At 43.7% G+C, this 12148-nt stretch carries 11 protein-coding genes; 10 read left to right on the top strand and 1 reads right to left on the bottom strand.

Translation table 11 applies throughout. The features are described from left to right. Positions 1 to 47 precede the first annotated feature (47 nt). The 8 genes from A3735_RS03655 (at position 48) to A3735_RS03620 (ending at position 8834) form a co-directional block, all read left to right on the top strand. Positions 48 to 1265 carry an alkane 1-monooxygenase gene (locus tag A3735_RS03655; RefSeq protein ID WP_231872153.1) on the top strand — a complete coding sequence of 406 codons (1218 nt, stop codon included), beginning with the start codon at positions 48 to 50 and terminating at the stop codon, positions 1263 to 1265. A 56-nt stretch (positions 1266 to 1321) separates the two neighbouring features. Continuing rightward, positions 1322 to 1675 (top strand): hypothetical protein, encoded by a 354-nt coding sequence (locus A3735_RS03650; RefSeq protein WP_068507124.1) that lies wholly within the window; start codon positions 1322 to 1324, stop codon positions 1673 to 1675. Positions 1676 to 1713: 38 nt separating this feature from the next. Next, positions 1714 to 1881, top strand: a complete 168-nt coding sequence (locus A3735_RS03645) for a rubredoxin (protein WP_068507129.1) — start codon at positions 1714 to 1716, stop codon at positions 1879 to 1881. Positions 1882 to 1894: 13 nt separating this feature from the next. Continuing rightward, on the top strand, positions 1895 to 2071 hold the full coding sequence (locus A3735_RS03640) for a rubredoxin (RefSeq protein WP_068507132.1): 177 nt from the start codon (positions 1895 to 1897) through the stop codon (positions 2069 to 2071). A 9-nt stretch (positions 2072 to 2080) separates the two neighbouring features. Then, positions 2081 to 3238 carry an NAD(P)/FAD-dependent oxidoreductase gene (locus A3735_RS03635; RefSeq protein ID WP_068507134.1) on the top strand — a complete coding sequence of 386 codons (1158 nt, stop codon included), beginning with the start codon at positions 2081 to 2083 and terminating at the stop codon, positions 3236 to 3238. A gap of 612 nt (positions 3239 to 3850) precedes the next feature. Next, a complete protein-coding gene (locus tag A3735_RS03630) occupies positions 3851 to 4453 on the top strand; it encodes a TetR/AcrR family transcriptional regulator (RefSeq protein ID WP_068507139.1) in 603 nt (200 codons plus the stop codon). Next, positions 4450 to 5562 (top strand): efflux RND transporter periplasmic adaptor subunit, encoded by a 1113-nt coding sequence (locus A3735_RS03625; RefSeq protein ID WP_068507142.1) that lies wholly within the window; start codon positions 4450 to 4452, stop codon positions 5560 to 5562. The genes A3735_RS03630 and A3735_RS03625 overlap by 4 nt, the downstream gene beginning before the upstream one ends. Then, the gene (locus tag A3735_RS03620) at positions 5562 to 8834 is read left to right on the top strand and encodes an efflux RND transporter permease subunit (protein WP_068554400.1); all 3273 of its coding nucleotides are present in this window, start codon (positions 5562 to 5564) and stop codon (positions 8832 to 8834) included. Before A3735_RS03625 ends, A3735_RS03620 begins: the two co-directional genes overlap by 1 nt. Positions 8835 to 9188: 354 nt before the next feature. On the opposite strand, the gene A3735_RS03615 is transcribed toward A3735_RS03620, so the two are convergent. Then, entirely contained in the window at positions 9189 to 9872 is a 684-nt protein-coding gene (locus tag A3735_RS03615) for a histidine phosphatase family protein (RefSeq protein ID WP_068507539.1), read from the bottom strand. A gap of 485 nt (positions 9873 to 10357) precedes the next feature. On the opposite strand from A3735_RS03615, the gene A3735_RS03610 reads away from it, so the two are divergent. Both A3735_RS03610 and A3735_RS03605 read left to right on the top strand, forming a co-directional pair. After that, positions 10358 to 11650, top strand: a complete 1293-nt coding sequence (locus A3735_RS03610) for a PA14 domain-containing protein (protein ID WP_068507537.1) — start codon at positions 10358 to 10360, stop codon at positions 11648 to 11650. A 151-nt stretch (positions 11651 to 11801) separates the two neighbouring features. Then, positions 11802 to 12148: inorganic phosphate transporter (locus tag A3735_RS03605; RefSeq protein WP_197485639.1), on the top strand; the 347-nt coding region annotated here is incomplete at its 3' end.

Genomic DNA, 12148 nt, shown 5'->3' with positions numbered 1-12148 from the left:
GCGTCTCCCGATAAGATTGTTTTACTAACAATAACGGAGAAAATCTCATGTCTAAAGAAGCGGCAGCAATGCTTTCGGTCCCGCGCTCTCAAAGCGAGGGTGAAATCACCACCTGGATGTCATTAAAAAAATACGCTTACATCATTTCGCTGATTTTACCTTTAGCGCCTATCGGATCATGTTATCTAGCGGTTACAACAGGAAATGGCCTATGGTTATGGACAACAATCGTATTCTGGTATTTCGGAATAGCGGCACTAGATAGCTATTTTGGTGATGATGAAGCGAATCCAACCGAAAAAATGGTCGAAGAGCTTAAATCAGAGCCTTACTACAAAAAAGTGATGTACCTGACCGTTCCTTTGCTTTGGGCAGCGGTGATTGCATGTGCCTATACGGTATCTCAATACGAATGGTCCTGGTTTAACTTTATTGGTGGAGCCTTAACAGCAGGTTTAGCCGCTGGAATTGGCGTTAACCTTGGCCACGAGATGGGCCATAAGGTCAATGACCGAACGCAGGTGTTTTTTGCAAAGATGGCTCTAGCTTTACCGGGATATGGGCACTTTTTTATCGAGCACAACAAAGGCCATCACAAAGATGTGTCGACGCCTGAAGATCCTGCATCATCAAGAATGGGCGAGTCTATCTATCAATTCGTAAAACGAGAAGTGCCTGGGGCATTTCGCCGAGCATGGGAGCTGGAAAGCGCAAGGTTGAAGCGACAGGGTAAGTCAGAGTGGTCGTTACAGAATGAGATTATCCAGCCCGCTCTTGCAACTGTTGCATTGTACAGCATGCTGCTAGCTTACTTTGGGCCTGTGATGATTCCATTTCTGTCGATTGTGGCTGCATTCGGCTACTGGCAGCTGACGTGTGCAAATTACATTGAACATTATGGTTTGCTCAGGCAGAAGAACGAAAAGACTGGGCGATTCGAGCGCTGTCAGCCACACCATTCCTGGAATTCGAATCAGAAAATTTCCAATCTGATTCTCCTGCACTTACAACGTCACTCTGACCACCACGCGCATCCGACTCGCGCTTACCAAGTTCTCCGTGATTATCATGGTGTACCTTCTCTTCCTGCCGGATACCCATGGATGTTCGTATTAGCGATGATTCCACCGGTTTGGTTTTCGGTAATGGATCCGAAGGTTGTGAAATGGGCTGGTGGAGATATGGACAAGGTAAATATCGAGCCCACTAAGCGCGACGAGATCTTCTCTCGTCACCATCACCCTGAAGTAGAGAAGGCTGCCTAGGCAGGCTAAGTCTAACGGGATTAGAACACAATTACTGAACGGGTTTAGGTGCGTCCATGCTTGTACTTTCTTTATTGGCTCTGATCGGAGTCGCAGGGTTTGGCTCATTCCTGCTTAAAAACAGAATACAAAAACGAGCCATAAGAAAGTGGATGATCACTGTTCATGGATTAGCCGCCTCAGGTGCTTCGGTTCTGCTGATACTGGGTCTGTATGATGCGCATTCAGCAGATACTACCAACTCATGGAACTGGGTAGGACTTGTGCTCACTCTAGGTGTGGTCATTGGTTCGTATCAACTGTTCAGAAAAGTACTCAAAGGTAGGTCGAAACCTTTGATCTTGCAGTGCCTGCATGGTGTGTTTGCAGCGAGCGCGATATGCGTTTTGGCCTACTCGATGATTATTTAATACAACGACATATCAAAACTTAATAAAGGAGCAAAGACATGGCTCAATATGAATGCCCAGATTGTGGCTACATTTATGACGAAAGCAAAGGCGCTGAGCACGAAGGCTATCCTGCAGGAACGCTATGGAAAGATATTCCGGATGACTTTCCTTGCCCTGACTGCTTTGTGAGAGAAAAGCCAGATTTCGAAGAGCTGAAAGATTAATTGAGGAGCGATCATGAGCACAGAGAATTATAGAAAGTATTGTTGTATCACTTGCGACATGATTTATGACGAAGCATTAGGGATGCCCGAAGAGGGTATCGCGCCGGGTACACGCTTCGAAGATATTCCGGACGACTGGACCTGCCCGGAATGTTCGGCTTCAAAATCTGATTTCTATCTTGTCGAATAGGTGGCAGCCATGAAGCATATTATCATTATTGGTTCTGGGCATTCCGCGATTACGCTCGTCCGTGAACTTCGAGCGCACGGTAAAGCACTTAAGATAAGCTTACTTACGCAAGATTCAGGTGATTTGTACTACAAGCCAAATTTATCGAAAGCGATTTCAATGAATAAGGCGCCGCTTGATCTGATTATGAAAAAAAGGGAAGTTCTTGAACAAGAGCATGACGTTAAAATCATCCATCAGGTTCAGGTTGAAGCGATTGAAACAGACCAACGTTGTGTTCGTTACCGAGACTCTAATAGCGCAGTCAATGAACTAATATTCGATGAGTTGGTTTTAGCAACAGGCGCATCCCCGATGAATCTCGAACTAACAGATTCTCCACGATGCGTTTCAGTAAATAATCTAGCTGAATACGAAATGTTTAGAGCAGAACTCCAAAAACTTGATAAAAGCACGAGTCGAATCGCCATTATTGGTGCCGGTTTTGTCGGTATCGAGTTTGCCAGTGATCTGTGTAATAACGGCTTTCAGGTTGATGTTATAGATACTGCGAGCTGGCCGCTTAGCAGAAGTGTACCTGAGCAACTCGGTGAGCACATAATGAATGCGTTCCCAAAAGAACAAGTACAGTGGCACATGGAGCAGAAGGTAGGTGATGTTCAAGATGACGGTGATCAGCTTTTACTTGAGCTAGATACGGGTACCGTCATCCGCGCAGATCTTATCTTGTCAGCAGTTGGATTATTGCCTCGTGTTGACCTGGCTAAACAGGCTAATATCGAAATAAATCGAGGAATTATGACTGACGAATTCCTTAGAACAAGTCATCCCAATATTTACGCGATCGGTGATTGTGCTGAGACACTTGGTGCTGTTCGTTCGTTTATTGCTCCAGCAACCGCATCAGCAAAATGTTTGGCAAAAACCTTATGTGGGGAACCTGCTGCTTTAGTTCTGCCACCACAGGCTGTAGCGGTAAAGCTAGCCTATTCTCCCTTAGTGATATGTCCCAGCTACGAATCTAAAGGGGAATGGCGCGTGGAAGGCGAAGGTAACAGTTACGCTGCTCGTTATACGACTCAGTCCAATATTAGTGGCTTTGCATTGCTGGGTGAATGTATTGCTCAGAAGGGCAGTTTTATTAAGGAGATAGAACTTACTGGATAGGTATAATCTTTTAGCTCGAAGGGTGTCTAGCCCGCAATTTCGATGCGAATGCTGTATGAGAGTGTATGGATTGTCTAGATTTCTTGGATCTACCACCTATTTAGCCAATGGAAATGTTAAACCAATTGGTTGGATAGAGTTTTACGCGATGATAGTAATTTTTGTACGAAAGTGGTTTTGTAAACAAGTAACTTAGTGGCTACATTACTACAAGCAGTCCGCAGGATATTCTGTATTTGAGTCTATATTTATGTCCGCTTCTCTCACGTTACGGAATGGTGAAAAGCGGTCAGAAGATCCGATCCTATTCTCCGATAAATTTTACATTACCTACCAGAGGAATCCGCACATTAACAATGAAAGCTGATTCTAGATAATGAGCTTGTGGGAACGTATTTACCTATTTGTGCTTCAAAGGGAATTGAGGATAACCGCGATACCTAATTAGTTTGTCTAGTAAGTGATATTTGTGTGACTCTGAAGATGTTGATGGGTGTCTCATCTTTAGACTGACGCCAACGTTGCATATTTCTTTTTACTTTAAGTTCTATTATTCTATCTATAGAACGTTCGTTCTATAGATTTTGCTGGGATATAAAAAGAGAGAAATAAGTGGCCAAGTCCAAGTTTTCAACCAATGAAGAAGCCTTGAACGCTATCTTCAATGTATCCATTCCGCTTTTCGCAAAGCAGGGGTTTAGTGGTGTTTCAATACGCCAGGTAGCCACCGCCGTTGGCGTGAGTATCGCAACGATCTACCACCACTTTCCTGACAAGAAAGCGCTGTATCTCAGCAGTATCGAAGCTTCGTTTAAAGACATAGCTCCAAAGTTAGAAGCCGCTTTGCAGCCCGTTGGTAGTGAAGAGGAACAATTGAGGCGATTTATCTTTCAGTTCACGGAACTCATGGCAAACGACGAAAATCTTAGGCTCCTTCTACAACGTGAACTGTTAGAAGCTGATGAAGAAAGAATATCGCTACTCGCGAATAATGTTTTCATGGCGCAATGGGTAAATGTATTAAAACTAGTGGAGCGAATTTCTCCCAATAGCGACCCGCACATGACATCTATTTCTTTGTTCTCCCTTGTTTTTTATCACTTGGAATCTAAACCAATGAGGGTGTTTTTTCCTGGTGGAAAACCCGAGCATGATGACCCTGAATTCATTGCTGAACATGTATGTCATTTACTGAAAAATGGAGTGTTCCAATGAGTCTACGATTAGTAACACGATTATTAGCTGTTCTTGCAGCCGTCAGCATAGCTACGGCTTGCGGCGAGCAAAACGATACACTTCGTACCCAACTAGTGGCCGCCAAGCCAATTGAGGTCGATGCTCATCATGTTAAAGAAGATCTAGTGCCTCGATTTTATTCGGCAACAGGGTACACCAATGTATCTCGCAGTATCGAAATCAGTACTTCGCAATCGGCAACGATTGACGAACTGACAGTAAAAGAGGGTGACATGGTGTCTCAAGGTGATTTGCTAGTAGCCTTGGATGAAACCGAATTGCTTACCTCTATTCGTCGAGCAGAGAGTGCTATCGAATCAGCCAAAATTCGATTAAAGGATATGGCACATGATGTAGATAATGCTCGTCAACTGCGCGAAAAACGCGTGATTACTGTGGAACAACTTCGCAAGGCAAAAGTGCAACACAATCTTGCGGAAACTCAGTTGAATCAAGCGCAGAGTGAGCTGGAAAGGCAGCTTGCTCGGGAGCCTTATCACCGCATCAATAGTCCAATTGATGCACGCGTTATTAAGCGCTGGGTGAATCAAGGGGATTTGGCTGTTATTGGAAAACCTCTTCTTCAACTCGAAGCGATTGGTGGTTTGGAGTTTGAGGCTTCGTTGCCAGCAGAGTGGGGGCAGACTCTAAATATTGGTGACCAATATGACATTAAAATTCACAAGCGCGATGAACCCGTTAAAGCCGTTATATCTCATATCGTGAATAGTGTTGATCGTATTACCCAAACCATTCAGATCAAACTCGCTTTGCCTGAATCCTACAAACTTGAAGCCGGCTTATCAGGGCAGGTGGACTTCATTATCTCTTATGAAAAACAGATTCTTGTTGATTCTTCATCAATCATTAAGCGGGCGGGGGTGTTTGGTGTATACCGAATCAATGAAGGTAAAGCAGTGTTTACGCCGGTCAATTTTGAGCGGAAGTGGCAACGTTATTTGGTGGTTCTCTCAGGCCTCGAGCCATCGGATATCGTTATCACTAACCCGCCATCTTCCTTAAGAGATGGGAGTCCAGTGGTCTTTAAACCTAGCGATGCCTCAGTAAATAGTGCAGAGACCAAGTAATGGATAAGAGCCAAAATTCGGGCGGCAAAGCAGCTTCTAACAGCAGCTTTAATATTGCCCATACGCTAGCCAAAACCTTTGTTGAATCAAAGCTTGTATTGGCCATTATTCCTGCCGTTATCTTGTTCGGTTTAATGGGGCTGTTTGAAATTCCCCGTGAAGAGAATCCTCAGATAGTGATTCCCGCTGCCGAAGTCACCATTCCCATACCAGGTATGTCACCTTTGGAAGTAGAACACTTGCTGCTAACGCCGCTCGAAAATCATCTCAATACGATGCAGGGGGTAAAGCACACTTACGGTGTGGCAGGAGAAGGCTTTGCCAAGATTCAAGTGGAGTTCAAAGTAGGAGAGGATAAAACCGAATCATTCGTGAGGCTCTATGACCAGGTGGAACGATACAAAATTCAGTTACCGCCTTTAGCGGGCGAGCCACATATTCATCTGATGGATGTGGATGATATCCCCTTTATAGTTGTGACCTTGGCTTCTGACAAGTACGACCGCTATCAGCTCACACATATGGCTGAAAGAATGACCGAGCATCTACATAGTATTGAGGGCGTTGGGCTCAGTGAAATTCATGGTGGTCAGGAGAACGAAGTACGCGTTGAGATAGATCCCACGCGTTTACAAGCTTTAGGTTTGGGCTTAAATCAAATTAGAGCGCACATACAAGGCGCTAGTATTGATCACTCGCTTGGCTTTAAGGTGATCGACAAAGACAACCAGCATTTGCGAATTAGTCATAAGCTGGAAGACCTTGAAGAGCTTAAGCGATTGGTGGTGTTTCGTGATGACGATAAAGTCGTTCATCTACAAGATATAGCGCATATTACCACCGAGCCAGATACCAAAAACTTAAGCTTATCTCGCTTTAACTTTGGCCCCTCAGATAGTCGTTATAAACAGTACAAAGGGGAAGAGATGGCGGCTGTTCATATCGGTATCGCTAAACAGGCCGGTGTTAACTCAGTTCCTTTATCTGAGGCTATTCTGGAACGCGTCGCATCGATGCAAGAACAATGGATTCCTAACTCTGTTGAAGTAGTTACCACCAGAAATGATGGCCAGACTGCGGATGATTCTGTTAACTATCTTATTGAGCACCTCTTTATTGCAATCGCTGTCGTGAGTGTCGTGTTGTGGGTGTTTCTGGGGGGGCGCGCGGCGTCTATCGTATTCATTACGATACCTATCGTTTTCGCTCTGGTGATTGGAATCGACCTATTAGCCGGGCCAACTTTGAATCGTATGGCGTTGTATGCCTTGATACTCGCCTTGGGACTGTTGGTTGATGATGCCATTGTTGTCATCGAAAATATTCATCGGCATAACCAGTTACTCCCGAAAAATAGTTCTAAAGAGGCTTATTCAAAAGCCATTGTTAATGCCGCGTCTGAGATTGGTAACCCCACAACATTGGCAACAATTACGGTGGTTGCCGTATTCTTATCTCTGCTGTTTGTGACGGGAATGACGGGTGAATATTTTTATCCTATTGCGTTCAACGTACCTGCAGCGATGATCGCATCTCTATTGGTTGCGTATATTATTACGCCGTGGGCTGCCCGACGTTTCTTAACCGTCACCCACGAAGAACATAAAGAAATTTGGCTACAAACCTACTACAGAAGTTTGTTCAAGCGCCTCAGCCAAAGTAGGAAGTGGCGAAAAGTATTCTATCTGGGTGTGTTGGTCTGTTTGCTCGCTTCGTTACTGCAACCAAGTTGGCAATTTATTCGCTCGCAGGGCGTTGGTGGAGAACTATCGCCTATGGGCGTCAATTTAGTGTTTCTACCTAAAGATGATAAGAACACCTTTTTGGTGACATTTAAATTACCGGATGACACGCCCCTTGAGGAAACAGATCGCTTGGTGAGAGAGGTTGCGGGGGTTGTCCTTTCGCACGATGAAGTGGCGAATACACAAACCTTTGTAGGCGGCCCCTCCGTTATCGATTTCAATGGTCAAATAAAGGGAAGTGCAAATAACGTCGGCTCGCAGTATGCAGAAATGAGGGTTAATCTGAGTCATAAATGGACGCGCGACGATACTTCGATAGAGATTGTGCAGCAATTGCGTTTAGCACTTGCCGATATCATTGGTAATCACCCTGAGGCTACGGTTCAGTTATTAGAAGACCCTCCTGGGCCACCGATAAGAGCGACGGTTCTCGCTGAAATATACGAACAAGATAACGAGAAACGAGAGGCAACGGCCAAAGAATTAGAGACGCTGTTTAAAGATACCTGGGATATGGCTGAAGTGTGGACGAGCAATTCCACGCCTATTCAGGAATATAACTTCAAGATCGATCAACGCAGGGTTTTACTGGCCGGTTTAGATGTGCAGCAAGTTGCTGCTGCATTAAGCTTTTTTGTGCAAGGAGATATCGTGAATCACTTGTATGAGCAAGAAGCGAGAAATCCTATACCGATTAGGCTTGTCGTGCCTCATAACCAGCGCATTGTGCCGGAGATACTGGCTCAGACCTTTGTGAAAAATAAAGAAGGGGCATCCATCCCCTTATCGACGGTGATTGATATTGTTCCGAATGAGAAAGCGACACCTATTTTCCATAAGGATAATGAGCGAGTTTCTTATGTGGGAGGAGAGCTGGTAGATAGTGCACCTGTGTATGCAGTGCTCGATTTGGAAAAGAGAATCGAAGTATTACAAGTCGATAGAGAAACTAAAATTACGACGCGAAATCTGGGCTTTGTGCCTGATTCACCCACTACTTTGGATGACACTGTCATTCATTGGGATGGTGAATTGAGGCTGACACTGGATGTGTTTAGAGATTTGGGAATTGCGCTGGCGATGTCACTGCTTGCTATCTACTTTCTCTTAGTTGCTTACTATCAATCCTTTAGTTTGCCATTGCTTGTCATGGTATCTATTCCATTAGGTTTGATTGGTGTATTTCCGGGCCATTGGTTGCTCGATCAAGACTTTACCGCACCATCAATGATTGGTGTTATTGCTCTTGCGGGCGTTGCTGTTAGGAATTCTTTGCTGATCGTTGATTTTATCAGGGAGAGAATAGCCGAAGGCATGTCGCCAGAAGAGGCTATCTCAGATGCGGGCGCATTAAGAATTATTCCCATAACCTTAACCACCTTGGCCATTGTCTTTGGAACACTGGTAATCATCCCTGATCCCGTGATGGGAGGACTGGCTGTCTCCTTGATTTTTGGATCCATCAGCTCGGCGATTTTAACCGTGCTTGTTGTGCCGCTATTGTATGGGCGAAAAAACAAATACTGAATATAGTATGGCCCGATTTTTTCAATGAGCTGGAATTGAAAAATAATTATGTAGAGAGTTGATTATGAATAATCGACTTAAAAGTGCAGTGGCGCTAGATTTTGTTTGCGCTCAGCAATTGAAGTCTTATTTCTCTTAAAATAGCTAATGCGATAATAGGAAGTTTCTGGATAGTTTTGTGTCTGCTCTTCTCACATTCCCGATGTAACTGATCAGGTCAATATTGGCCTGAATATCCAAACTTTATTGTCGATGCCGAGAGTCCGACTTGCGGACATTTAGGCCTTAGTGAGCTCGTTAGTTTAAGTACAGCCTATATTCTAAGCTGTAAGGCCAAGTTCGAGCCGATACATCTTAGGCGTAGCTTATTAAAGTTTTGCCCTCATCTAGTTCTAGGTGAGGGGTATGGTTAAAACCCGACAGCACCATTCGGTCCCGCTTAATATCGAAACTAGCGTAGCTTGCGTTTTTAATCTGAAAGTTAATATCAATCATCTGCTCTACGCTTAGTCCCATCACTTTTCTTATCGCCATCGAAATTGCGCCACCTGAGCTGACTAACATAACGGTATCATCACGATCCGCTTGCTGTCGAATTGCCTCTAAGCCAGTTTCAATTCTGTACTCAAAGTCGCTCCAAGATTCATCTACCAGACCTACTAGGTCGTTATTCGCCCAGGCAAACATAGCTTTTTTCAATAACTTGAAAAAGGTGGCCGGGTTGGAGTCTCTACTTAAGTTAAACGCCTGGTCGCTATTAAGTGACAAATAAGCTTTTATCAATCCCTTAAAGTCGAATTCATTCCAGCGCGGATCAGTTTCGATAGCTTGATTATATTGCAATGAGCGAGTGATCGCGTCAGCGGTTTCAATATGCCTTTTTAAGCTGCCGCAAATAACTCGACTGGGCTTGATAGAAGTGCTGTCAAAATATTCACCTAGTAAATGGGCTTGTTTGTGGCCGAGATCAGAAAGCTGGTCATAGTCTTGCTTTCCTAAAGAGGCTTGTGCGTGCCGTGTAAGTATCAGTGTTGCCATTTAATCGCTCTAAGCATGGATAAATATTAGTTGGCAAAGTCTATGGAAGTAAGCAGTATTCAGCAAGTTTATTCAATTGATGGCAGTGCATTAGCTTGGATTATAGTTCGTGCGCTGAACAGTGTCTCCTTTAGTATGAGAGCCTGTTAACACCTTAAAAGACTCGTAAGAAAATCCACATATATAAACAAAGAATAAGTTTGATGCAGGTTAGGGGTAACGGTAATAAAAATACTTTTAAAATGTAAGGAAAGGTAATCTGGTACTAGATATAACTTTAGGTGAGCTACTTAAAAAATTGAATTACGAAGTAAAAATAGTTTAATCGATAAAATAACAGGAAGTACCATAATGTTACTGATTATTAAGTGGTTATTTCCATTTCGCCTATTATGAATAATGGGTATAAAGCACCTTGTTATGTTAATCATTAATATGCGTAATACTTGAATCATTGATTTCAATATTCGTAAGGAGTATACGCAATGAACTATAAATTCTTTACTATTTTATCTGTCCTTTTGCTCAGTGCGTGCACTACAACTAAAACTATTTCTCTTGCAGTAAATGAATTGCCGCCCACTGCTGCCGATGATGGCGGTATAGAGCTCCAAATGTGGAAATCTATCGGGGGTAAAAATGTAAGAGCTCTAACTAGAAATGCTCGATTTCCGCTCAGCTCTAGTTCAAGTGAACTTGTCCAGGAGCTAGACTTTATTGATTCAAAGGGCGATAAATATGGGCAACGGCTAAGAGGTTTGCTTATGGTCCCCGAAAGCGGTGCCTATACCTTCTGGCTAAGCGCAGACGAAAGCGCAGAAGTTTGGTTATCTGGCGATGATACTCCCGACAATAAGCGATTGATCGCTTTTGTTAATAAGCCTTCTGGATACAAAATTTGGGATCGTTATAAAACTCAGAAGTCGCCTACTATTAACTTAGACGCTGGAACACCATACTATTTCGAAGTATTGCATAAAGACCACCTAGGTGGAGACTACTTAAATGTCTCATGGTCAGGGCCAGGTTTTGAGCTGACCACGCTAACGAGTGAAAACTTAGCATACTATGACCACGAATCAGGTTTAGCTGAAAGTTACCAGGATGGTTATCATGTCGGTTACCACTCAGGTAACCTTCTATCCCCCTATGATAATCGCTATCTGCCAATAGACAGTGATAATGACGGTTTACCTAATTTCTATGAATTAGCGATTGGAACAGATCCTAATGATGATGCCGATGCTTTTTCTGATAGTGATGGCGACCTATTAAGCAATGTTGATGAGTATTTCATTCTAAGCAACCCACTAGATGAGGACACCGATAACGACGGTATTCCTGATGGGTATGAGGTATTGGTTGGTCTCAACGTTCTAGATTCATCGGACGCCGTAAATGACAATGATGGTGATGGCTCGTCTAATCTTGATGAATATTTGGCAGGGACACAAATAGACAACGCAAGCAGCGTACCGGAACTCCCGTCAACCCCTGATTCGGGTGGACAAGATATTTACGCTGTTGAGCTTAATTGGTCGGCACCAAACACTAGAGAGGATGGAAGCGCTTTGAGCCAGGGCGATATCAAGTCTTATAAAATTTATCGTGGGGCAAGTAGTGGCAATATGGTGTTGCTAATAACCGTAACAGACCCTGAAGCGACTTCGGTTGCTTTGGAATCTCTAAGCGCTGGTACTCATTACTTTGCGATCAGTACCGTGACTAAGGATAACTCTGAGAGCAAAAAGTCTTCGATTGTCGAAGTAAATATATAGAGAATTGTAATTGCCTTGTACCAATATAAGGTGGATTTGTTGCCGGGATTTTGCTACCAAGTTAAATAAATTCAAATAATTGTTACATTTATGTGACGGTCGATTTATAGTGCGCACAATATCAAACTCTAATGGTAAAGGTGTGCATGATATGGATTTAAAATCTGCTCAAAAAATCGATTCTGCTGTGAACGATAGTCGAAAAGAATTTTCTCGTCTGGGGCTGGCATTTTTATTCTTAGCCGGGATTCTAGCTTACGTCGCGACAAGCTTCCAGCTTGGACAAGGTTCTTTGGTTTTATCTATCGCCGCAGTAGTTGGCGGCTATATGGCAATGAATATAGGTGCCAATGATGTGGCCAATAACGTTGGCCCAGCGGTTGGCTCAAAAGCGCTCACACTAACCTGGGCGATAATAATAGCTGCAATCNTTGAGGCCGGTGGTGCCTTGTTAGCTGGCGGTGAAGTCGTCAGTACCATTAAGAAGGGTATTATCAA

The organism is Oleiphilus sp. HI0061 (assembly GCF_001635675.1).
The sequence above is the reverse complement of the archived record's forward strand: the minus strand, read 5'-3'. Positions and strand labels throughout refer to the sequence as shown.

What these genes read in the sequence shown, in the direction of transcription:
- A3735_RS03655 (WP_231872153.1), top strand. Translation starts at nt 48, where the DNA reads ATGTCTAAAGAAGCGGCAGCAATGCTTTCGGTCCCGCGCTCTCAAAGC.
- A3735_RS03650 (WP_068507124.1), top strand. Translation starts at nt 1,322, where the DNA reads ATGCTTGTACTTTCTTTATTGGCTCTGATCGGAGTCGCAGGGTTTGGC.
- A3735_RS03645 (WP_068507129.1), top strand. Translation starts at nt 1,714, where the DNA reads ATGGCTCAATATGAATGCCCAGATTGTGGCTACATTTATGACGAAAGC.
- A3735_RS03640 (WP_068507132.1), top strand. Translation starts at nt 1,895, where the DNA reads ATGAGCACAGAGAATTATAGAAAGTATTGTTGTATCACTTGCGACATG.
- A3735_RS03635 (WP_068507134.1), top strand. Translation starts at nt 2,081, where the DNA reads ATGAAGCATATTATCATTATTGGTTCTGGGCATTCCGCGATTACGCTC.
- A3735_RS03625 (WP_068507142.1), top strand. Translation starts at nt 4,450, where the DNA reads ATGAGTCTACGATTAGTAACACGATTATTAGCTGTTCTTGCAGCCGTC.
- A3735_RS03620 (WP_068554400.1), top strand. Translation starts at nt 5,562, where the DNA reads ATGGATAAGAGCCAAAATTCGGGCGGCAAAGCAGCTTCTAACAGCAGC.
- A3735_RS03615 (WP_068507539.1), bottom strand. Translation starts at nt 9,872, where the DNA reads ATGGCAACACTGATACTTACACGGCACGCACAAGCCTCTTTAGGAAAG.
- A3735_RS03610 (WP_068507537.1), top strand. Translation starts at nt 10,358, where the DNA reads ATGAACTATAAATTCTTTACTATTTTATCTGTCCTTTTGCTCAGTGCG.